The following is a 22089-nucleotide window of genomic DNA, read 5'->3' on the forward strand; positions in this document are numbered from 1 at the left end:
GGTTACTTGGCCGCCCACGCGTTAAAGCGCTGCTCCAGTTGCTCACCGTTATCCGCCCAGAAGCTCACGTCGATCTGCACCTGGTTGGCGATGTTTTCCGGGGTAGTCGGCATATCCTTCAGGATGTCCTTCGCCAGCAACGGTACCGCCTGGGTATTGGCCGGGCCGTAGGCGATGTTTTCCGAATAGGTCTTCTGCTGCTGCGGCTGCACCGAGAAGGCGATGAACTTCTTCGCCGCGTCAGCACGGTCCTTGGCCAGGCCTTTTGGAATGGCCCAGGCGTCGAAATCGTAGATCCCGCCGTTCCACACCACTTTCAAATTGCTTTCTTTCTGCACGGCAGCGATCCGGCCGTTGTAGGCAGAACTCATCACCACGTCGCCAGAAGCGAGGTACTGCGGCGGTTGGGCGCCCGCTTCCCACCACTGGATATACGGCTTGAGCTCATCGAGCTTCTTGAACGCACGGTCCTGGCCATCTTTGCCGGCCAGCACCTTGTACACATCCTTCGGCGCCACACCGTCAGCCATCAAGGCGAATTCCAGGGTGTACTTGGCGCCCTTGCGCAGGCCGCGTTTGCCCGGGAATTTCTTGGTGTCCCAGAAATCGGCCCAGCCGCCTGGCGGTGCTTTCAGTTTGTCGGCGTTGTAGGCCAGCACCGTGGACCACACGAAGAAACCCACGCCGCACGGCTGGATCGCGCCCTTCACGTAGTCGCCCGGGTTGCCGAACAGTTTCGGGTCCAGGGGCTCGAACATGTCTTCGTCACAGCCACGGGACAGTTCCGGCGACTCCACTTCCACCAGGTCCCAGGACACGCTCTTGGTGTCGACCATGGCCTTGACCTTGGCCATTTCACCGTTGTATTCGCCGGCGACGATCTTGCCGTTGCCCGCGCTTTCCCACGGTGCATAGAAGGCCTTGACCTGCGCCGCCTTGTTCGCGCCACCAAAGGACACCACCGTCAAATCAGGGCCTGCCATGGCCTGTGTCGCGCCCATCAAGCTCAGAGCCAGGGCGGAATATTTCAGGGATCTCAACATTGTTGTTCTCTCCACGTGCGAGGTTGGTGAAGCAAGGGGGCGATCAATTCGCCTCTAGAAGTGGGTCGAGTGCGCGAACGTGCTCGACTTGCCAGCCAATCGGTACCACGTCGCCGACCGCCAGGGCTGTGTCCAGCTCGGCGATCGGTTGTTTCACAAAAAAATCGGTCTTGCCGCAGACTTCCAGGCGCACCCGCACGTGGTCGCCCAGGTAGATGAACTCGGCCACGCGCCCGGAGAATCGGTTGACGCAGCTTTCACTGGAGCCATTCAGGCTGACGCGCTCGGGGCGCACCGACAGGGTCACCGGGCCGCCGACCTGGCCGACGTTCACCGCCAGCGCCTCGACCTTTTCGCCGCGCGCCAGTTCGACCACGCAGCGGTCGCCGGTGTGGCTGTGCAGGCGGCCATTGAGGCGGTTGTTCTCGCCGATGAAGTTGGCGACGAAGGTGTTTTTCGGTTCTTCGTACAAGGTACGCGGGGCAGCGATCTGCTGGATCTCGCCCTGGTGGAACACCGCCACCCGGTCGGACATGGTCAGTGCTTCGCCCTGGTCGTGGGTCACGTACACCACCGTCACGCCGAGGCGCTGGTGCAGGTGCTTGATCTCCATCTGCATGTGTTCGCGCAGTTGCTTGTCGAGGGCGCCGAGGGGTTCGTCCATCAGCACCAGCTGTGGCTCGAACACCAGCGCCCGGGCCAGGGCCACCCGCTGCTGCTGGCCACCGGAGAGTTGCGCCGGGTAGCGCTGGGCGAAGGCATCGAGCTGGACCATGCTCAGTACACGCTTGACCCGCTCGCTGATGTCGGTCTTGCTCAGGCCGCGTACAGAGAGCGGAAACGCCAGGTTCTCGGAGACGGTCATGTGCGGGAACAGCGCGTAGTTCTGGAACACCATGCCGATGTCGCGYTTGTGSGGCGGMACRTTGTTGATGGAGCGGCCGGCCAGCTGGATCTCGCCGGCGGTGGGGGTTTCGAAACCGGCGAGCATCATCAGGCTGGTGGTCTTGCCAGACCCGGACGGCCCGAGCAGGGTCAGGAACTCGCCCTTGCGAATCTCCAGGTTGAGGTCTTTGACGATCAGGTTCTCGCCGTCGTAGCTCTTCTGCACGCCACGAAAGCTGACCAGCACATCATTTGAATCCACCTCGCTCATACCCGCACCTTTTTGTTTTGGACTGCCGTGGAACAAGCGTAGTCCCAGGGCAAGGCCGCGCAAATCGGGGGCCCGGAGAGATTGGCATCAGCAGGATGGAAGGTTTGGGGTAGGGATTGCCCTACACGGATGGCGGGGATAGAACAGAGCAGTTACAAACCCCACGCTACAAGCAGCAAGACCGGGCAGCGCGGCGCTCGGCAGGCAGTCGCAAACAGGTATGCCGCTATAGGAGTTTGTGCTCCATGGCGTACTTCACCAGTTCCGCCAGGGAGGTGATATTGAGCTTTTGCATCAGGCGCGCCTTGTGGGTACTGATGGTTTTGCTGCTCAACGCCAACTGCTGGGCGATGTCGTTGACGTTGGCGCCCTGGGCCAGGCGCTCGAATACCGAGAACTCGCGCTCCGACAACAACGAGTGCAATGGGCGGGAATCGGTGAGGCCGACTTCGAAGACCATGCGGTCGGCCAGGTCCGGGTCGATGTACCGTCCGCCCGCCGCGACCTTGCGGATCGCGGTCAGCAGCAGCGCCGGGTCGCTGTCCTTGGTGGCATAGCCGGCGGCACCGACCTTCAGCGCACGGGCGGCCATTTGCGCTTCGTCGTGCATCGACAGCACCAGGATCGCCGGGGGATTGTTCAGCGCACGGATCCGCGGGATGGCTTCCAGGCCGTTGACGCCAGGCATCGAGATGTCCAGCAACACCACCTCGCAAGGCACGTGGCGCAGAGTCTCCAGCAACTGCTCGCCATTGCTCGCCTCGCCCACCACCAGCAGGTCCTTGGCCAGGCCGATCAGTTGCTTGATGCCTTCGCGAACGATGGTGTGGTCTTCAGCTACCAGTACACGGATCACTGTGGATGTCCTCTTCTTTTGGTTATCAATCCAGCGGCACCGTCACACTCAGGGTGGTGCCTTCGCCCAATGTGCTGTCCAGGCTCAACTGCCCGCCCATGATCAGCACCCGCTCGCGCATGCCCACCAGGCCAAACGATACCGGGCGCCCGGGAGCCTGGACGAAACCTGCACCGTCGTCGCTGATGGTCAGGCGCAAGTGCGCGCCCTCCACCACCAGCGTCAGCTCGACAGTATGCGCCTGGGCATGGCGCATCACATTGGTCAGTGCCTCTTGCAGGATGCGGAACAGGCCGATGGCCTTGGCGTCGCTCAGCGCCGGCAGATTATCCGGCACCTGCACCAGGCACGGAATCTGCGTGCGGGCCTCGAAACGCCGGGCTTGCCATTCGATTGCCGAGGCAATCCCGGCGTCGAGAATCGGCGGGCGCAGGGCAGTAGCCACGTCGCGCACCAGTTGGAACAGTTGGGCGATCAGGCGCTTCATGCTGTTCAGCCGCTCGTGCAGGCCGGGATCCAGTTGGGCGTAGGTCAGCTCGCACATCGAGGTCTCCAGCTTGAGCACGGTGAGCATCTGCCCCAACTCGTCGTGCACTTCCCGGGCGATGCGGGCCTTCTCTTCCTCGCGCACGGTTTCCAGGTGGGCCGACAATTCCCGCAATTGCGCGCGGGACGCGTCCAGCTCCAGCTCGATGCGCTTGCTCTCGCTGATGTCCCAGACAATTCCGTCCCAAACCACGGCGCCGTCTTCCAGGCGCCGGGTCACGGCCTTGATATCGGCCCAGCGCTGCTCGCCCAGGCGGGTCAGGATGCGGCCCTGCCAGGCCCAGTTGCTCTCGGTCTCGATGGCCTGGTCCTGGGTGCGGTGATAACTGGCGCGGTCGTCGGGATGCACCAGGCTGCGAATGCCCATGGCCGGATGGCTGAGCACTTCCGGCGCGTACCCCACCAGGCCCTCGCTGCCCTGGCTGATGTAGGCGAACTCGATCGCCTCGCTGCGCGGCAAGCGCTCCAGGCGAAACACCAGCCCCGGCACATTGGCGGCGATCCCTTGCAGCCGCGCCTCACTTTCCTGCAAGGCCGCGAGGGCCCGGCGACGCTCGGTGACATCGTTGAGGTAGACCACCAGGTATTCGCCGTCGGCAAAGCGCAGGAAACTCAGGGACACATCGGCTGGCAATACGCTGCCATCGGCGCGCAGGCAATTGGTGGCAAAACTCTGTGGCCCGTCTTCGCTGGCCCGGGCGCGCTTCCACAGGTTGAGCCAGCGGTCCATGGTCAGCGTCGGGTCGAATTCGATCAGCGGTCGTTCGATCAGGGCGCCGGGGCCGTAGCCGAGCATGGTTTCCGCCGCCTGATTGGCGTAGCGCACATGGCTGTCCCAATTGACCCAGAGGATACCGACGGTGCTTTGGTCGATGGAGAACTGGGTCAGGCGCAAGGCTTCGGCACCCGCGGCGCGGGCGGCGCTTTCTTCGCGGGCGGCCAGCAGATTATGCTCCAGGCCGCGTTGCTGGCGGCGCTGCCAGAACACCACGGCCAGGCTGGCGAGCAATAGCAGGCCCAGCAGCAACGTGAGGTTTTGCCAGAAGCCGGGGGACTCGGTCACCCGTGGGTATTTGGGCTGCAGCCAGCGGCTGTGCAACTGGTCCAGATCACGAGCGGGAATCGCGCGCAAGGCGCTTTGCATGATATCGGCCAGCTCGGGCCAGTCGCGCCGCGTGGCCACCCGCAGCAATTGCGGCAGGCCGATATCGCCGACCACGGCAAGGCCGGCGAACTCGGTTTCGCCCGACAACCGGCTCAATTGCGCCTCATCCACCACCGCATACCGCGCCTGCTGGCTCACCAGTAATTGCAGGGCCTGGCGCTCCATGGGCACGCCTTGCAGGTTGAGACTCGGGTAGGTGCTGCGCAGGTAATCCGCCACTGCGCTGGGCATGCGCACGGCGACGCGGGATTGATCGTCGAGTTTCTCCAGGTCGACTGCGGTGCTGCCATCACGAACCCCGACAATGTGCTGGGGCACCCGCATATACGGATCGGAGAATAACCACAGGCGCAGGCCGGCCGGGGTTTGCAGCAGGCCGGGGGCGAGGTCGACCTCGCCGTCACGCACCGCCGCCTCCAGTTGCTCCTGATTGGGAAAGTTGCGCCAGGTCAGTTCGATATTCAGCGCCTTGGCCAACCACTGCATCAATTCGACATTGGCCCCGGACAGCCGCTGCAAGCGCCGATCGTATTGGGCATAAGGCGCCTGTAACACCAGCCCGACCCGCAGGTCGGGATGCTGTTCGAGCCATTCGCGCTGGCCGGCATCGAGCTGCGCCTGGTGAGTGGCAGGCGCAGGCACGGCGCCCGCGATCAAGGGAAAGCATATACAGCCGATAACCAGCAGGTAGCGAAAACCCATGATCCACGTCTCATATCACTGACAAATACTGACCAACCCATTAGGCTGCCGGAATCACTTCTGGCCGGAAATCAACGATGCCACTTTCCCACCGCTCGGCACTGCCAGCATTGTGCCTGTCGCTGCTGTTTACCAGCGCCTTTTGTGTCGAGGCCGCCGACACTCCCGCTCCCGCCCCGGAAAAGCCAGTGGTGCGCCAGCCCTTGCTGGAGCGCAGCCAGGAAGAAGCCAACGCCCTGGAACGACAAATCCCGCAGCAGGAACAACAACAGTTGCAGGCAGGCAGCGATTCTTTCCTGGCTTTGTGGAAGCCGGCCAACAGCGGTGAGCCTGAAGGCGTGGTGATTATCGTCCCGGGCAACGGCGAAAGTGCTGACTGGCCTCAAGCAATCGCGCCGTTGCGCAAGAAATTGCCGGACGCTTCCTGGGGCTCCCTGAGCTTGTCGCTGCCGGACCTGACCCTGGACACCTTGCCACCCCGCGTCATCGAATCGCCCAAGGCGACCGTGGAGACCAGCAGCAAAGACGCCAGCACCGTCGCCAAACCCGTGGAGCAAGCCGCCAGCGCCGAAGCGGAAGGCACTGACCCGGCCGTGGTTCCCGGCACCGATGAACAAGACAAGACCGACGCCACGCGAATCTTCGCGCGCATTGACGCCGCCCTCGCCTTCGCCCAGACCCAAAATGCCCGCAGCGTCGTATTGCTCGGCCACGGCACCGGCGCCTGGTGGGCCGCGCGTTACCTGAGTGAAAAACAACCGGCGCAGGTGCAGAAATTTGTCATGGTGGCCGCGCAGACCCCGGCGGGCCGTGCCCCGGACCTGCAACAACTGGCACCGAAACTGAAGCTGGCCACGGCAGACTTTTTCTACCAGGACAACGCCCAGGCACGCAAAGCGGCCCAGGAACGTTCCCAGGCCAGCAAGCGTTTGAAGAATGACAGCTACAAGCAGGTGTCGTTGAAGGCCTTCCCCGATAACAGCCAGGCCGGACAAGAGCAGCTGTACCGGCGGATTCGCGGGTGGTTGAGCCCGCAAAATCCCGGAGACTGATCGTATAATCTCAAAAACACTGGAGAACAAAATGTGGGAGCGGGCTTGCTCGCGAATGCGGTGAGTCAGTCACTGCATCTGTTACTGATCCACCGCATTCGCGAGCAAGTCGAATCGTCGCACCGCCACTCCCACAGTTGATCCGGTTTACGCCATAAAAAAGCAGCGCCTGATAATTCTGTTAGCGAAAGTCTCGCCTTTCGCGAATCAGCGCGTAGGCGTTGTGCAGCTCGCGGGTACGTTCGGTCGCCTCCCGCACCTGGGCTGGACTGGCGCCACTGCCGGCAATCTTGTCCGGGTGGTGCCGGCTGAGCAGGCGCCGGTAGGCACGCTTGATCACCGCGGGCTCCGTCGTCGACGTCACCCCCAGAATCCGCAACGCCTCCTGATAAGCCCCGCCACGATTGGCCAACGGCTTGCGCTCCGGCTCATAGTCAGCCGCCAGCGCCTGGATCTGCTGGACCGTCCAACCCAGCCATTTGCCCCATTGTTCAATCAACTCGCGCTCGGCCGTACTGGCCTTGCCGTCCGCCCAGGCCATGCGCCAACAGGCACGCAGCACACCTTCCGCCGCATGGGGCTGGGCCTTGAGCACGCCCAGGTAACTGCGTACCCGGTCCGAGCCGGATTTACCTCGATTGAACGCGGCAATCGCACGGCGCTGGGCCGGCTCGGCCATGTCCAGCGAGCGCATTTCCTGGCGCGCCTGCTGGATATGCCCGTCCACCACCCGGCCGTTGCTCTTGGCCAGGCGACCGAGCAACACGAACAGCAGTTCGTCATTGCGCAACGCCGGCCGGCCGCCAAGGCGCTCGCGTAACTGGGCCCAGCTTTGCAGTTCCAGGCGCCGGTCCAGCGCCTGGCCCAGCAGTGCGCCCAACATGGCCCCCGGAATGCTGGCAATGGCAAAGCCCGCCCCGGCTCCGATCAGAGTCCCTGGCCACAACATCCTAGTGCCCCGCTGTCAGCAGGGTTTCGACTTGCGCCAGACGCTCCAGCGTCCCGACATCGATCCAGCGTCCGTTCATGTGTTCCCCCGTCACCAACCCTTTCGCCATGGCGTCACGCAACAGCGGCGCCAGCTTGAAGGCACCCGCACTGCAACCCGCGAACAGCTGGGGGTGGAGTACGGAAATGCCACTGAAGGTCAGGTTATCGGCACCGGCGGCGGCATCATGAAGCGCGCCGTCCTTCAGGTAGAAATCACCACCGGACGGATGGTGCGGCGGGTTGTCGACCATCACCAGGTGGGCCAGCCCATCCAGTGGCTGGTGGAGGCTGGCGAAGTCGTAGTCGGTCCAGATGTCGCCATTGACCACCAGGAACGGTTCGTCCCCCAACAGCGGCAAGGCCTTGAAGATCCCGCCACCGGTTTCCAGCGGCTCGCCTTCGGCCGAGTAGTGGATGCGTACGCCGTACTGCGAGCCATCGCCCAGATAGCCTTCGATCTGCTGGCCGAGCCACGCATGGTTGATGACGATATCGGTAAAGCCCGCTTTCGCCAGCGCCTCGAGGTGGTACTCGATCAGGCGCTTGCCGCCGGCCTGGATCAGCGGCTTGGGCGTGTGCAAGGTCAGCGGGCGCATCCGCTCACCTTTGCCGGCGGCCAGGATCATGGCCTTCATACCACCGCCTCGACGCGCAGGCTCGCCAGCAATTCACCCAGTTCGCTCAATTCTGGTCGGTCCGCGAGCACCGCCTCTATATAAGCGAAGAAGCGCGGCACGTCCGCCAGGTAGCGCGGCTTGCCATCGCGGTGGCAGATGCGCGCAAAGATGCCGATCACCTTGAGGTGACGCTGCACGCCCATCAGGTCGCTGGCCCGCAGGAACTCCTCGAAGTCCGCCTGCACCGGGATACCCAGCGCGCCGGCGCGTTGCCAGTAGCCGCGCTGCCATTCCCGCACGCGGGCCTGCGGCCAACTGAGAAAGGCGTCCTTGAACAGGCACGTGATGTCGTAGGTCACCGGGCCGTAGACTGCGTCCTGGAAGTCCAGCACGCCGGGATTCGGCTCGCTGATCATCAGGTTGCGCGGCATATAGTCGCGATGCACCAGGACCTTGGGCTGGGCCAGGGCGCTGTCAATCAGGTGTTCGCTGACGCGTTGCCACAGGCCAAGCTGCCGGGCGTCAAACTCGATGCCCAGCTCCCGGCGAACGTACCATTCAGGAAACAATTCCAGCTCCCGACGCAACAGCGCGACGTCATAACTGGGCAACGAGGCTTCCATCGGCAATTGCTGGAAAGCCAGCAATGCGTCGATGGCATCGGCGAACAATTGATCGGCATTTTCAGCCGTAATCACGTCCAGATAGGTTTTTTTCCCCAGGTCGTTCAGCAAAAGAAAGCCGCGAAGCAGATCTTGCGCATAAATTTTCGGAACATTTATTCCCGATTGACCGAGTAAATGAGCGATATCGACGAAAGGTTTGCAGTTTTCCTGGGGGGGGGGAGCGTCCATCACGACAAAACTGCGACCTCCTCCCTCCCACCGGAAGTAACGCCTGAAACTCGCGTCACTGCTGGCCGCAGTCAACGTGGCCGGGGGTACGACACCCCAGCCCTGGGTGGTAAAGAGGCCTGGCAATTGCTCATCAAGCCAGACTTTCAGCTGTTGCAAACGTAGATCTTGGTCGGGCATTACAAGGGTCTCCGACGGCGCTAGCCGTCAAGCGGGTCATGCTTTATTATCACGCATCTTTTTCAGACCATCGAGAGGCGTGCGGCCCACACCGCGGGCAGATGGCACGCAGGAAGCCCGGACTAATAAGATGGCATTGAAATCCCCCGCGTTTCGTAGAAAATTTCCGTTGCTGGTAACCGGCAGTCTGCTGGCCATGCAACCTTTCGCCACCTCATTCGTGGTCGCCGCGGAACAGTATGACTGCTCAGTCTCTGCTTCGGGTGCCTGGGATTGCGCGCCGAAAACGGCCGCAGCCCCGCTGCCACCGCGCCCGGTGCATGACGGCAGTGCCGTCAGCTCTGCCAGTGGCACGCCGCAAGGCGAGTCCGGCGGCACCGCCGAGGCCGTGCCGCAGACCGCTCTGGTCACCGAAGCCAAGGGCCGCGGCCTGCGTTCGCGCAGCGCCGACTACAGCCACCTGGACTGGGTCCCTCGCGAGAAGCTCACCGCCGCACAACTGGCCGAAACCGGCCCGTACTGCTCCGGCGCGTACATCGAGCCGATCCGTCCTGGCATGAACGACAAGACGAACAAGAGCGACGCGCCGACCTTCATCGGCGCCAAGGTCTCTCGTTACGAGCAGGAACAACAAGTTGCTTCCCTGGCCGGTGACGTCGTCATGCGCCAGGGCAGCATGCAGGTCGAGGCCGACGAGGCCAACCTGTACCAGGCCGAGAACCGTGGCGAGCTGAACGGCAACGTCCGTCTGCGCGACAACGGTGCCCTGCTGGTGGGCGACCACGCTGAAGTCCAGCTGGACACCGGCGCCGCCAAGGTCGACAACGCCGAATACGTGATGCACAAATCGCGCATCCGCGGTAACGCGCTGTACGCCAAGCGTGCCGAGAACGCGATCATCCGTCTCAAGGACGGTACGTACACCACCTGCGAGCCGAACAGCAACGCCTGGCAGCTCAAGGGCAACAACATCACGCTCAACCCGGCCACCGGTTTCGGTACCGCGACCAACGTGACGTTGCGGGTCAAGGACATTCCGATCCTTTACACCCCGTATATCTATTTCCCGATCGACAACCGTCGTCAATCCGGCTTCCTGCCGCCGAGCTTCAGCACCGGTAGCGAGACTGGCTTTACCCTGGTTACGCCGTACTACTTCAACCTGGCGCCGAACTACGACGCCACGTTGTACCCGCAATACATGACCAAGCGCGGCCTGTTGATGGAAGGCGAATTCCGCTACCTCACCAAGTCCAGCGAAGGCCAGTTCGGCGGCGCGTACCTGAACGATGATAACGACGAGCGCAAAAACCAGACCGACTACGAAAAAACCCGCTACATGCTCAACTGGCAGCACAAGGGCGGTCTGGATTCACGCCTGCTGACACAGGTCGACTACACCAAGATCAGCGACCCGTATTACTTCCAGGACCTGAAGTCGTACCAGATTGGCGTTCAGAGCCAGGAATACGTCAACCAACAGGGTTCCGTAAGCTATCGCGGCGACAGCTATACGGCGCGATTGAACGTCCAAGCTTATCAGCTGGCGACTATCTCCAATATTACGCCTTACAACAGGCTGCCCCAGCTCACGTTCAACGGCACGCTGCCATATCATCCAGCCGGTCTGGAGTTTGCCTACGAGACTGAGGCAGTCAGGTTCGAACGAGACCTTGAGAACGGCACGTTTACCGACGAGGACGGCCTTACATCTGACCGACTCGATAAAAACGTAGCCGGCCTGAACCGTGCGAACGGTAACCGCCTGAACCTGGCACCTAGCGTCTCGCTGCCACTGAACTGGACCTACGGTTTCATCACGCCGAAATTGAAGTACGTTTACACCAAGTACGATCTGGACTTGGACAGCATCGGCAAGAATGACCTGGTCACCAATCGCCTTGGCTCCTCCTCGCTTGGCGAGAGCTTCAAAAGCTCTGAGGACCGTGCAGTACCGATTGCCAGTATCGATAGCGGCCTTTACTTTGACCGCAATACCCAATGGTTCGGCGACAACTATCGCCAAACCCTGGAACCACGCTTGTTCTACCTCTATGTACCTGAGAAAGATCAAACCGACATTCCGGTATTCGACACCAGCGAGACAACGTTTAACTACTCATCGCTGTTCCGCGACAACCGCTTCGTCGGAAGCGACCGTATCGGCGACGAGAACAAACTGTCCCTCGGCGTGACCAGCCGCTGGATTCAGGACAACGGTTTCGAGCGTCAACGCGTCTCCATCGGCCAGGCCCTGTACTTCAAGGATCGCGAAGTCCAGTTGCCAGGTATTGATGCCAAGACCCGCGACGATGCGCATTCGAACGTCTCGCCTATCGCACTGGATTACGAGTTCCGCTTCAACCGCGACTGGCGCGCTACTGCAGACTATAACTGGGACACCGACAGCCACAGCCCACGCTCCGGCAGCGCGATGTTCCACTATCAGCCGGAAGACAACCCGAACAAGGTTATCAACGTCGGCTACCGCTATCGCAATGACCAGGTCGTCTACAACCAGTCGACCGGCAAGTGGCAGTTCGGCGGCGACTATGGCACTCCGGGCACCGACAACTTCGTGAAGGATTACTACAAAATCCAGCAACACGACTTCTCGATGATGTGGCCGATCATTCCGCAGTGGAACCTGATCACCCGCTGGCAGTATGACTATGCCCGCAACCGCACCCTGGAAGCCTTTGGTGGTTTCGAGTACGACAACTGCTGTTGGAAACTGCGTGTGATCAACCGTTACTGGGTCTCCAACGACGAATACACCCAGGCTGCCCCGCTGAACGAAAAGGGTGACCACGGGCTCTTCTTCCAAGTTGTCCTCAAAGGACTCGGCGGCCTGACCGGCGCCAAGGTAGAGAGCTTCCTCGACAAAGGCATTGAAGGTTATCGTGAACGTGAAGACCAAGCTTTCTGATTGTCTGCGCCCGCTGATGCTGGGCGCGCTGTTCCTGGGTACCGCCGCAGCTCACGCTGCGGTTCAACCGCTGGACAAGGTAGTGGCCATCGTCGATAACGACGTGATCATGCAGAGCCAACTGGACCAACGGGTCAAGGAAGTTCAGCAAACCATCGCCAAGCGTGGCGGCGGCGTACCGCCGACCAGCGTGCTGGACCAGCAGGTGCTTGAACGCCTGATCGTTGAAAACCTGCAACTGCAGATCGGCGATCGCTCCGGTATCCGTATCAGCGACGAAGAATTGAACCAGGCTGTCGGCACCATCGCCCAGCGCAACAACATGAGTGTTGATCAGTTCCGCGCAGCCCTGGCTCACGACGGCCTGTCCTATGAGGACGCCCGTGACCAGATTCGCCGGGAAATGATCATCAGCCGTGTACGTCAGCGTCGCGTGGCCGAACGGATTCAGGTGTCCGAGCAGGAAGTGAAGAACTTCCTCGCCTCCGACCTTGGCAAGATGCAGCTTTCCGAAGAACTGCACCTGGCGAACATCCTGGTGCCTACGCCAGACAGCGCCAACGCTGAACAGCTCAATGCTGCCGCAGCGAAAACCCAGGCTATCTATGACCGTCTCAAGCAAGGTGCCGACTTTGCCCAGATGGCCATTGCCCAGTCCGGCAGCGACAACGCCCTCGAAGGCGGTGACATGGGCTGGCGTAAAGCCGCGCAACTGCCACCACCGTTCGACCGCGAGCTGAGTGCCATGGAAGTCGGTGGCATCACCCAGCCTGCCCGTACGCCTGGCGGTTTCATCATCCTCAAGTTGCTCGGCAAGCGCGGTGGCGAAGAAGCGCAGATGAAGGACGAAGTTCACGTTCGTCACATCCTGGTCAAGCCAAGCGAGATCCGTACCGAAGCCCAAACCAAGGAACTGGCCCAGAAGCTCTATGACCGCATCGAAGCGGGCGAAGACTTCGGCGAATTGGCGAAGAGCTATTCCGAAGACCCGGGTTCGGCGCTTAACGGCGGCGATCTGAACTGGATCGATCCGAAGGCACTGGTTCCAGAGTTCCAGGACGTCATGGCCAAGACCCCGCAAGGCGTTCTGTCCAAGCCGTTCAAGACCCAATACGGCTGGCATGTGCTGGAAGTCCTTGGCCGTCGCGCCACTGACAACACCACCCAGGCCCGCGAGCAGCAAGCCCTGACCGTACTGCGTAACCGCAAATACGACGAAGAGCTGCAAACCTGGTTGCGTCAGATCCGTGACGAAGCCTACGTAGAGAACAAGCTTCCTGGTGCCGACCAAACAGGCACCGACCAGGCAGCCCAGTGACACCCAAGCGTTTCGCACTGACACCCGGCGAGCCGGCCGGCATTGGTCCTGACCTGTGCCTGCTGCTCGCCTCGCACCCCCAGCCACACCCCCTGATTGCCATTACCAGCCGCGACCTGCTCATTGAGCGGGCCGCGCAGCTGGGTGTGGTTGTCGATCTGCTGCCGGTGGGCCCGGGCAACTGGCCTGATCTGCCGGCACCGGCCAACAGCCTGTACGTATGGGATACCCCGCTGGCGACCAAGGTCGTGGCCGGGCAACTGGACAAGGCCAACGCTGCCTTCGTCCTGGAAACCCTGACCCGTGCCGGCCAGGGCTGCATCGACGGGGATTTTGCCGGGATGATCACCGCCCCGGTACACAAGGGTGTGATCAACGAATCAGGCATCGCCTTTTCCGGGCATACCGAATTCCTCGCTGAGCTGACCCATACCGAACAAGTGGTGATGATGCTGGCAACCGGTGACCTGCGGGTGGCGCTGGTGACCACTCACTTGCCCCTGCGCGAGATTGCCGACGCCATTACCCCCGAGCGACTGGAGCGTGTAACACGCATCCTGCACGCCGACCTGCAACAGAAGTTCGGCATCGCCCAACCACGCATCCTGGTCTGTGGGCTCAACCCCCACGCCGGTGAAGGTGGCCACCTGGGCCATGAAGAAATCGACATCATCGAACCAACCCTGGAGCGTCTGCGCCTTGAAGGCATGGACCTGCGCGGCCCATTGCCTGCCGACACTCTGTTTACCCCCAAATATCTGGAGCACTGCGACGCAGTGCTGGCGATGTACCATGACCAGGGCCTGCCCGTGCTGAAGTACAAAGGCTTCGGCGCCGCGGTCAACGTGACACTGGGCCTGCCGATCATCCGCACCTCCGTCGACCATGGCACCGCCCTGGACCTCGCAGGCAGCGGCAAGATCGATACCGGCAGCCTGCACGTGGCCCTGGAAACCGCCTATCAGATGGCCGAGACCCGTATATGACCGAGCATTACCAACACCGGGCGCGCAAGCGTTTCGGGCAAAACTTCCTGCACGACGCTGGCGTGATCGATCGCATCCTGCGTTCCATCCATGCCAAGCCCGAAGACCGCCTGCTGGAAATCGGCCCGGGCCAGGGCGCCCTGACCCAAGGCCTGCTGAAAAGCGGCGGCCAGCTGGACGTGGTTGAGTTGGACAAGGACCTGATCCCGATCCTCAACCAGCAGTTCGCCGGCATGCCCAATTTCAACCTGCACCAGGGTGATGCGCTGAAGTTCGACTTCACCAGCCTCAATGCAGCGCCCAACAGCCTGCGGGTGGTCGGCAACCTGCCGTACAACATCTCCACCCCGCTGATTTTTCACCTGCTGAACAACGCCGGCATCATCCGCGACATGCACTTCATGCTGCAAAAGGAAGTGGTCGAGCGCCTGGCAGCGGGTCCTGGAGGCGGTGACTGGGGTCGCCTGTCGATCATGGTTCAGTACCATTGCCGCGTAGAGCACCTGTTCAACGTCGGACCTGGCGCGTTCAACCCCCCGCCGAAAGTCGACTCCGCCATCGTGCGCCTGGTGCCTCACGCGGTGTTGCCACACCCGGCCAAAGATCACAAGTTACTGGAGCGCGTGGTGCGCGAAGCCTTCAACCAGCGCCGCAAGACCTTGCGCAATACGCTGAAGGCCTTGCTCAGCAACGCTGAAATCGAGGCCGCCGGCGTCGACGGCAGCCTGCGCCCCGAGCAGCTGGACCTGGCCGCCTTCGTGCGCCTGGCTGACCAGCTCGCCATTCAGCCTGCGCCAGTGGCTGAATAAATAGTAGGCGCCGGCTTGCCGGCGATGGCGCACTCACGATCGCCATCGCTGGCAAGCCAGCGCCTACGGGCCTAGACTGACCGGCATCCGCTGTTCCCCCGCTTTTGCTTTTAAGGCCTCTTGCATGTCCGATCCTCGTTATCAGATCGACGTCAGCGTCGTCACCCGCTTTCTGGCGGAACAATCGCAACCCGAGCAGAACCGCTTTGCGTTCGCCTACACCATTACCGTGCAAAACAACGGCGAGCTGCCTGCCAAGCTGCTGTCGCGCCACTGGGTCATCACCGACGGTGACGGCCAGGTCGAGGAAGTCCGCGGCGCCGGCGTGGTCGGCCAACAACCGCTGATCGCCCCAGGCAAGAGCCACACCTACAGCAGCGGCACTGTCATGACCTCCCGCGTCGGCAACATGCAAGGCAGCTACCAGATGCTCGCCGACGACGGCAAACACTTCGACGCCATCATCGCCCCGTTCCGCCTCGCGGTGCCTGGAGCCCTGCACTGATGGCGACGTATGCCGTCGGCGACCTGCAAGGCTGCCTGGAACCGCTCAAGTGCCTGCTCGAGCGTGTGGCCTTTGACCCGGCCAAGGATCGCCTGTGGCTGGTGGGCGACCTGGTCAACCGTGGCCCGCAATCCCTGGAAACCCTGCGCTTCCTTTATGGCATGCGCGACTCCCTGGTGTGCGTACTGGGCAACCATGACCTGCACTTGCTGGCCGCCGGCAATAACATCGAGCGCCTGAAAAAGGGCGATACCCTGCGGGAAATCCTCGAAGCGCCGGATCGCACCGAGCTGCTTGACTGGCTGCGCCGGCAAAAACTCATGCACTACGACGAGAGCCGCGACACCGCCTTGGTGCATGCCGGCATTCCACCCCAGTGGACGCTGAAGAAAGCCCTCAAGTGCGCGAGTGAAGTCGAAGCAGCCCTGGCCGATGACAACCTGTACACCGCTTACCTGGATGGCATGTACGGCAACGAACCCGTTAAGTGGGACAACGAACTGACCGGCGTCGCGCGGCTGCGGGTGATCACCAACTACTTCACCCGCATGCGTTTCTGCACCGCCGAAGGCAAGCTGGACCTCAAGAGCAAGGAAGGCGCCGACACCGCCCTCCCCGGCTACAAGCCCTGGTTCGCCCACAAGGAGCGCAAGACCCGTGAAACGAAGATCATCTTCGGCCACTGGGCAGCCCTGGAAGGCAAGTGTGATGAACCTGGCGTGTTCGCCCTCGACACCGGCTGCGTATGGGGCGGCGCCATGACCCTGATGAACATCGACACCGGCGAGCGCTCGAGCTGCCAGTGCGACTCCCCCGTTCCCGAACAACTGCAGGCCGCGGCAAAGCGCTGAGCCGCGCTTTCATACAGGCCAAAGGAGCCCGCCATGACTGAATTCAAACGTATCCCTCCCGAGCAAGCCCAGGCCCTGCGCGAGCAAGGCGCGGTGGTTGTCGACATCCGCGACCAGCCGACCTACAACGCTGCCCACATCAGTGGTGCCCAGCACCTGGACAACCACAACATCGCCGACTTCATCCGCGCCGCCGACCTCGACGCGCCGGTCATCGTCGCGTGCTACCACGGCAACTCCAGCCAAAGCGCCGCCGCCTACCTGGTGAGCCAGGGCTTCTCCGATGTCTATAGCCTCGACGGTGGCTTTGAGCTATGGCGTGCGACCTATCCTGCAGAAATTGCCGCAGGCGACGCGCAATAATTTTTTTCAAACCCCGCTATCCCGCGTGACGCTTGGCCTCGCGCCGTTTCTGACGAACGGCGCGGCCAAACTAATTTCGTATCGCGCCTTGACCTCCCGGATTCCGAACTATCCTTAAGCGCAGGCCATCCAAAACAGGGGAGAGCCGGTACACCGGCGTGCGGGTCATCGGTAGCGTTTCAGGGTGTTCTGGGGGGAAAACGGCCATTGGTGTCCACCAATGGCTGCCAGCATCGACTGATTGATCCGGCGTCGGCTCCACGTATCGAGCGAGGTGACGACGTCATGAGTATTTTTAGCCACTTCCAACAACGCTTCGAGTCCACCCGCCAGGAAGAGCTCTCGCTTCAGGAGTATCTCGAACTGTGCAAAAAGGACCGCAGCGCCTACGCGTCTGCCGCTGAACGCCTGCTGTTGGCGATCGGCGAGCCGGAGCTGGTGGACACCGCAGCCAATTCGCGCTTGTCGCGGATTTTCTCGAACAAGGTGATCCGTCGCTACCCGGCCTTTGAAGACTTCCACGGTATGGAAGAATGCATTGACCAGATCGTCTCGTATTTCCGCCATGCCGCCCAAGGCCTGGAAGAGAAGAAACAGATCCTCTACCTGCTCGGCCCCGTCGGCGGCGGCAAGTCGTCCCTGGCCGAGAAGCTCAAACAACTGATCGAGAAGGTGCCGTTCTACGCCATCAAAGGCTCACCGGTGTTCGAGTCGCCCCTGGGGCTGTTCAATGCCACGGAAGATGGCGCGATCCTCGAAGAAGACTTCGGCATTCCACGGCGCTATCTCAATACCATCATGTCGCCCTGGGCGACCAAGCGCCTGGCCGAGTTCGGCGGCGACATCAGCCAGTTCCGGGTGGTGAAGCTCTATCCCTCGATCCTCAACCAGATTGCCGTGGCCAAGACCGAACCGGGTGACGAGAACAACCAGGACATCTCGGCACTGGTGGGCAAGGTCGATATCCGCAAACTCGAAGAATTCCCGCAGAACGACGCCGATGCCTACAGCTACTCGGGCGCACTGTGCCGGGCCAACCAGGGTCTGATGGAGTTCGTGGAGATGTTCAAGGCACCGATCAAGGTTCTGCACCCACTGCTTACCGCCACCCAGGAAGGTAACTACAACAGCACCGAAGGCCTGGGGGCGATTCCATTCACCGGGATCCTGCTGGCCCACTCCAACGAATCGGAATGGCACACCTTCCGCAACAACAAGAACAACGAAGCCTTCATCGACCGGATCTACATCGTCAAGGTGCCGTACTGCCTGCGGGTCAGCGATGAAATCAAGATTTACGACAAGCTGCTGTTCAACAGCTCCCTGGCCAAGGCCCATTGCGCGCCTGACACCCTGAAGATGCTGGCCCAGTTCACCGTGTTGTCGCGCCTCAAGGAGCCGGAAAACTCCAACATCTACTCGAAGATGCGGGTGTATGACGGCGAAAACCTCAAGGACACCGATCCGAAGGCCAAGTCGATCCAGGAATACCGCGACACCGCCGGCGTGGATGAGGGCATGAACGGCCTGTCGACACGTTTTGCGTTCAAGATCCTGTCCAAGGTCTTCAACTTCGACCCGCACGAAATCGCCGCCAACCCGGTGCACCTGCTCTACGTGCTGGAACAGCAGATCGAACAGGAACAATTCCAGGCTGAAACCCGCGAGCGCTATCTGCGCTTCCTCAAGGAATACCTGGCACCGCGCTACATCGAGTTCATCGGCAAGGAAATCCAGACCGCGTACCTGGAGTCCTACAGCGAATACGGCCAGAACATCTTCGACCGCTACGTGCTGTACGCAGACTTCTGGATCCAGGACCAGGAATACCGCGACCCGGAAACCGGCGAGATTCTCAACCGCGTAGCCCTCAACGAGGAACTGGAAAAGATCGAAAAACCCGCCGGCATCAGCAATCCGAAGGATTTCCGCAACGAAATCGTCAACTTCGTGCTGCGCGCCCGGGCCAACAACAACGGCAAGAACCCTACCTGGCTCAGCTACGAGAAGCTGCGGGTGGTCATCGAGAAGAAAATGTTCTCCAACACCGAGGATCTGCTGCCGGTCATCAGCTTCAACGCCAAGGCCAGCAAGGAGGATCAGCAAAAACACAACGACTTCGTCACTCGCATGGTCGAGCGTGGCTACACCGACAAACAGGTACGACTGCTCTCCGAGTGGTACTTGCGGGTCCGCAAATCGCAGTAAGGCAGCGACAAGCGTGCAATGCCAGGCTCCCGGTGCGCCGGTCAGCCTGGCAATCGACCGCTTGTCTTTAAGCTTCCAGCTTGCCGCTTGAAGCTTGTAACTTGAAGCTGCCCGGAGGGCTCCTGCATGAGCTATGTGATCGACCGACGTCTCAATGGCAAGAACAAGAGCACGGTAAACCGCCAGCGGTTCCTGCGGCGTTACCGTGACCACATCAAAAAGGCCGTCGAAGAGGCCGTCAGCCGCCGTTCCATCACCGATATGGAGCATGGCGAACAGATCAGCATCCCCGGACGCGACATCGATGAACCGGTGCTGCACCACGGCCGGGGCGGCAAACAGACCGTCGTGCATCCCGGTAACAAGGAATTCACCAGCGGCGAACATATCCAGCGGCCCCAGGGCGGCGCGGGCGGCAAAGGCCCGGGCAAGGCCGGTAACTCCGGCGAAGGCATGGATGAGTTCGTGTTCCAGATCACCCAGGAAGAGTTCCTGGAGTTCATGTTCGAAGACCTGGAACTGCCCAACCTGGTCAAACGCAACCTGACCGGTACCGACACCTTCAAGACCGTGCGCGCCGGGATCAGCAACGAAGGCAATCCGTCGCGGATCAACATCATCCGCACCCTGCGCTCGGCCCATGCGCGACGTATCGCCCTATCTGGCAGCAGCCGGGCAAAACTGCGGGATGCCAAGGCGGAACTGGAACGCCTGAAACGCGAAGAGCCGGACAACTTCGGCGATATCCAGGAAATTGAAGCCGAAATCGCCAAACTCAGCGCGCGAATCCATCGCGTGCCGTTTCTCGACACCTTCGACCTGAAGTACAACCTGCTGGTCAAGCAACCCAATCCCAGTTCCAAGGCGGTGATGTTCTGCCTGATGGACGTGTCCGGCTCCATGACCCAGGCGACCAAGGACATCGCCAAGCGCTTCTTCATCCTGCTGTACCTGTTTCTCAAGCGTAACTACGACAAGATCGATGTGGTGTTCATCCGCCATCACACCAGCGCCAGGGAAGTCGACGAGGAGGAATTCTTCTACTCGCGGGAAACCGGCGGCACCATCGTCTCCAGCGCCTTGAAGCTGATGCAGGAAATCATGGCCGAACGCTATCCGGCCAACGAGTGGAACATCTACGCCGCCCAGGCTTCCGACGGCGACAACTGGAACGACGACTCGCCGATCTGCCGCGACATCCTGATCAACCAGATCATGCCGTTCGTGCAGTACTACACCTACGTCGAAATCACCCCGCGCGAGCATCAGGCCCTGTGGTTCGAATACGAGCGCATCAGCGAAGCCTTCGCTGACACCTTCGCCCAGCAACAATTGGTCTCGGCCGGCGATATCTATCCGGTCTTCCGTGAACTCTTCCAGCGCAGGTTAGTGACATGACCGCCAAAGAGCATAAGCGCCAACCCATATCCACGGGGTCCGAATGGACCTTCGAACTGATCCAGGCCTATGACCGGGAAATCAGCCGCATCGCGGCGGGTTATGCCCTGGATACCTACCCCAACCAGATCGAAGTGATCACCGCCGAACAGATGATGGATGCCTATGCGTCCGTGGGCATGCCCCTGGGCTATCACCACTGGTCCTACGGCAAACACTTCCTCAGCACTGAAAAGTCCTACACCCGCGGCCAGATGGGCCTGGCCTACGAAATCGTCATCAACTCCGACCCGTGCATCGCCTACCTGATGGAAGAAAACACCATCTGCATGCAGGCGCTGGTGGTGGCCCACGCGTGCTACGGGCATAACAGCTTCTTCAAGGGTAACTACCTGTTCCGCACCTGGACCGATGCCAGCTCGATCATCGATTACCTGGTATTTGCCAAGCAGTACATCATGCAGTGCGAGGAGCGCCACGGCATCGATGCGGTGGAAGACCTGCTGGACTCCTGCCATGCGCTGATGAACTACGGCGTCGACCGCTACAAACGCCCGTATCCGATTTCCGCCGAAGAAGAACGGCTGCGCCAGAAGGACCGTGAAGAGCATCTGCAAAAGCAGATCAACGACCTGTGGCGCACCATTCCCAAACGCGCCGGCAAGAACAACGACAAGGACAATGCGCGCTTCCCCGCCGAACCTCAGGAAAACATCCTGTATTTCATCGAAAAGCACGCGCCATTGCTGGAGCCCTGGCAGCGGGAAATCGTGCGGATCGTGCGCAAGATTGCCCAGTATTTCTACCCACAACGCCAGACCCAGGTGATGAACGAAGGCTGGGCCACGTTCTGGCACTACACCCTGATGAACGACCTGTATGACGAAGGCCTGGTCACCGACGGTTTCATGATGGAGTTTCTGACGTCCCACACCAGCGTGGTCTTCCAGCCGGGCTTCGACAGCCCCTACTACAGCGGTATCAACCCGTATGCATTGGGCTTTGCGATGTACCGCGATATCCGGCGCATGTGCGAGCACCCCACCGAAGAAGACCGCCGCTGGTTCCCGGAGATTGCCGGCAGCGATTGGTTGTCGACCATCAAGTTCGCCATGAGCAGCTTCAAGGATGAGAGCTTCATCCTGCAGTACCTGTCCCCCCAGGTGATTCGAGACCTCAAGCTGTTCAGCATCATGGACGACGACCTCAAGGACGATCTGCTGGTGCCCGCCATTCATGACGAGCCGGGCTATCGCACCATCCGCGAAACCCTCGCGGCGCAGTACAACCTGGGCAACCGCGAACCCAATGTGCAGATCTACAGCATCGACGTACGCGGCGACCGCTCGCTGACCCTGCGCCACCAGCAGCACGACCGCAAACCGCTGGGAGAGTCCACTGAGGAGGTTCTCAAGCACCTGCACCGGCTGTGGGGGTTCGATATCCACCTGGAGACGCTGCAAGGCGACCAGGTCATGAAAACCCACCACGTTCCGCCCCGCAACGAACACGGCGATAACGATTACGGCCGCCTGGACCTGGCAGTCGTACATCTGTGAAA

18 protein-coding genes are annotated in these 22089 nt (G+C 61.2%); 11 read left to right on the forward strand and 7 right to left on the reverse strand.

Going from position 1 to position 22089, the window contains the following annotated elements:
• Positions 1-2: 2 nt before the first annotated feature.
• From JV201_RS26620 to JV201_RS26635, 4 genes are all read right to left on the reverse strand, one after another.
• A complete protein-coding gene (locus JV201_RS26620) occupies positions 3-1043 on the reverse strand; it encodes an ABC transporter substrate-binding protein (RefSeq protein ID WP_010167251.1) in 1041 nt (346 codons plus the stop codon).
• 43 nt (positions 1044-1086) lie between these two features.
• A complete protein-coding gene (locus JV201_RS26625; protein ID WP_003210974.1) occupies positions 1087-2199 on the reverse strand; it encodes an ABC transporter ATP-binding protein in 1113 nt (370 codons plus the stop codon).
• Positions 2200-2425: 226 nt separating this feature from the next.
• Complete coding sequence (locus JV201_RS26630) at positions 2426-3055, reverse strand: response regulator transcription factor (RefSeq protein WP_003210977.1); 630 nt, start codon at positions 3053-3055, stop codon at positions 2426-2428.
• Between the two features lie 25 nt (positions 3056-3080).
• Complete coding sequence (locus JV201_RS26635) at positions 3081-5468, reverse strand: PAS domain S-box protein (RefSeq protein WP_219406214.1); 2388 nt, start codon at positions 5466-5468, stop codon at positions 3081-3083.
• Positions 5469-5545: 77 nt separating this feature from the next.
• On the opposite strand from JV201_RS26635, the gene JV201_RS26640 reads away from it, so the two are divergent.
• Positions 5546-6520 carry an alpha/beta hydrolase family protein gene (locus tag JV201_RS26640; protein WP_219406215.1) on the forward strand — a complete coding sequence of 325 codons (975 nt, stop codon included), beginning with the start codon at positions 5546-5548 and terminating at the stop codon, positions 6518-6520.
• A 181-nt stretch (positions 6521-6701) separates the two neighbouring features.
• Here the strand turns inward: JV201_RS26640 and JV201_RS26645 are convergent, their stop codons facing one another.
• From JV201_RS26645 to JV201_RS26655, 3 genes are read right to left on the reverse strand one after another with little or no spacing between them, the layout of a single operon-like run.
• A complete protein-coding gene (locus JV201_RS26645) occupies positions 6702-7469 on the reverse strand; it encodes a TerB family tellurite resistance protein (protein WP_003210983.1) in 768 nt (255 codons plus the stop codon).
• Position 7470: 1 nt separating this feature from the next.
• Positions 7471-8145 (reverse strand): N-acetylmuramate alpha-1-phosphate uridylyltransferase MurU, encoded by a 675-nt coding sequence (gene murU / locus JV201_RS26650; RefSeq protein WP_219406216.1) that lies wholly within the window; start codon positions 8143-8145, stop codon positions 7471-7473.
• Positions 8142-9161 carry an aminoglycoside phosphotransferase family protein gene (locus JV201_RS26655; RefSeq protein ID WP_219406217.1) on the reverse strand — a complete coding sequence of 340 codons (1020 nt, stop codon included), beginning with the start codon at positions 9159-9161 and terminating at the stop codon, positions 8142-8144. Before JV201_RS26655 ends, murU begins: the two co-directional genes overlap by 4 nt.
• Before the next feature lie 130 nt (positions 9162-9291).
• On the opposite strand from JV201_RS26655, the gene JV201_RS26660 reads away from it, so the two are divergent.
• The 10 genes from JV201_RS26660 to JV201_RS26705 all read left to right on the forward strand — a co-directional run bounded on the left by JV201_RS26660 (position 9292) and on the right by JV201_RS26705 (position 22087).
• Entirely contained in the window at positions 9292-12090 is a 2799-nt protein-coding gene (locus JV201_RS26660) for an LPS-assembly protein LptD (RefSeq protein ID WP_102604411.1), read from the forward strand.
• Complete coding sequence (locus tag JV201_RS26665; RefSeq protein WP_003210991.1) at positions 12071-13408, forward strand: peptidylprolyl isomerase; 1338 nt, start codon at positions 12071-12073, stop codon at positions 13406-13408. Before JV201_RS26660 ends, JV201_RS26665 begins: the two co-directional genes overlap by 20 nt.
• Positions 13405-14394: a 4-hydroxythreonine-4-phosphate dehydrogenase PdxA gene (pdxA, locus tag JV201_RS26670; protein WP_003210992.1), complete on the forward strand. Its 990-nt coding sequence runs from the start codon at positions 13405-13407 to the stop codon at positions 14392-14394. The genes JV201_RS26665 and pdxA overlap by 4 nt, the downstream gene beginning before the upstream one ends.
• Complete coding sequence (gene rsmA, locus JV201_RS26675; RefSeq protein ID WP_003210994.1) at positions 14391-15203, forward strand: 16S rRNA (adenine(1518)-N(6)/adenine(1519)-N(6))-dimethyltransferase RsmA; 813 nt, start codon at positions 14391-14393, stop codon at positions 15201-15203. Before pdxA ends, rsmA begins: the two co-directional genes overlap by 4 nt.
• Positions 15204-15327: 124 nt before the next feature.
• Positions 15328-15708, forward strand: coding sequence for a Co2+/Mg2+ efflux protein ApaG (gene apaG, locus JV201_RS26680; protein ID WP_003210996.1), 381 nt, complete (start codon positions 15328-15330; stop codon positions 15706-15708).
• Positions 15708-16559, forward strand: a complete 852-nt coding sequence (locus tag JV201_RS26685; protein WP_003210997.1) for a symmetrical bis(5'-nucleosyl)-tetraphosphatase — start codon at positions 15708-15710, stop codon at positions 16557-16559. Before apaG ends, JV201_RS26685 begins: the two co-directional genes overlap by 1 nt.
• A gap of 33 nt (positions 16560-16592) precedes the next feature.
• Positions 16593-16922: a thiosulfate sulfurtransferase GlpE gene (glpE, locus tag JV201_RS26690; RefSeq protein WP_008434417.1), complete on the forward strand. Its 330-nt coding sequence runs from the start codon at positions 16593-16595 to the stop codon at positions 16920-16922.
• A gap of 285 nt (positions 16923-17207) precedes the next feature.
• A complete protein-coding gene (locus JV201_RS26695) occupies positions 17208-19130 on the forward strand; it encodes a PrkA family serine protein kinase (protein WP_003210999.1) in 1923 nt (640 codons plus the stop codon).
• Positions 19131-19256: 126 nt separating this feature from the next.
• On the forward strand, positions 19257-20528 hold the full coding sequence (locus tag JV201_RS26700) for a YeaH/YhbH family protein (protein WP_003211000.1): 1272 nt from the start codon (positions 19257-19259) through the stop codon (positions 20526-20528).
• Positions 20525-22087, forward strand: coding sequence for a SpoVR family protein (locus JV201_RS26705; RefSeq protein ID WP_003211001.1), 1563 nt, complete (start codon positions 20525-20527; stop codon positions 22085-22087). The genes JV201_RS26700 and JV201_RS26705 overlap by 4 nt, the downstream gene beginning before the upstream one ends.
• Positions 22088-22089 lie beyond the last annotated feature (2 nt).

It is taken from the genome of Pseudomonas sp. Colony2, from assembly GCF_019382755.1.
Lineage (GTDB): Bacteria > Pseudomonadota > Gammaproteobacteria > Pseudomonadales > Pseudomonadaceae > Aquipseudomonas.

What these genes read in the sequence shown, in the direction of transcription:
- murU (WP_219406216.1), bottom strand. Translation starts at nt 8,145, where the DNA reads ATGAAGGCCATGATCCTGGCCGCCGGCAAAGGTGAGCGGATGCGCCCG.
- JV201_RS26705 (WP_003211001.1), top strand. Translation starts at nt 20,525, where the DNA reads ATGACCGCCAAAGAGCATAAGCGCCAACCCATATCCACGGGGTCCGAA.
- rsmA (WP_003210994.1), top strand. Translation starts at nt 14,391, where the DNA reads ATGACCGAGCATTACCAACACCGGGCGCGCAAGCGTTTCGGGCAAAAC.
- JV201_RS26655 (WP_219406217.1), bottom strand. Translation starts at nt 9,161, where the DNA reads ATGCCCGACCAAGATCTACGTTTGCAACAGCTGAAAGTCTGGCTTGAT.
- JV201_RS26620 (WP_010167251.1), bottom strand. Translation starts at nt 1,043, where the DNA reads ATGTTGAGATCCCTGAAATATTCCGCCCTGGCTCTGAGCTTGATGGGC.
- JV201_RS26645 (WP_003210983.1), bottom strand. Translation starts at nt 7,469, where the DNA reads ATGTTGTGGCCAGGGACTCTGATCGGAGCCGGGGCGGGCTTTGCCATT.
- apaG (WP_003210996.1), top strand. Translation starts at nt 15,328, where the DNA reads ATGTCCGATCCTCGTTATCAGATCGACGTCAGCGTCGTCACCCGCTTT.
- JV201_RS26660 (WP_102604411.1), top strand. Translation starts at nt 9,292, where the DNA reads ATGGCATTGAAATCCCCCGCGTTTCGTAGAAAATTTCCGTTGCTGGTA.
- JV201_RS26640 (WP_219406215.1), top strand. Translation starts at nt 5,546, where the DNA reads ATGCCACTTTCCCACCGCTCGGCACTGCCAGCATTGTGCCTGTCGCTG.
- JV201_RS26700 (WP_003211000.1), top strand. Translation starts at nt 19,257, where the DNA reads ATGAGCTATGTGATCGACCGACGTCTCAATGGCAAGAACAAGAGCACG.
- glpE (WP_008434417.1), top strand. Translation starts at nt 16,593, where the DNA reads ATGACTGAATTCAAACGTATCCCTCCCGAGCAAGCCCAGGCCCTGCGC.
- JV201_RS26685 (WP_003210997.1), top strand. Translation starts at nt 15,708, where the DNA reads ATGGCGACGTATGCCGTCGGCGACCTGCAAGGCTGCCTGGAACCGCTC.
- JV201_RS26635 (WP_219406214.1), bottom strand. Translation starts at nt 5,468, where the DNA reads ATGGGTTTTCGCTACCTGCTGGTTATCGGCTGTATATGCTTTCCCTTG.
- JV201_RS26695 (WP_003210999.1), top strand. Translation starts at nt 17,208, where the DNA reads ATGAGTATTTTTAGCCACTTCCAACAACGCTTCGAGTCCACCCGCCAG.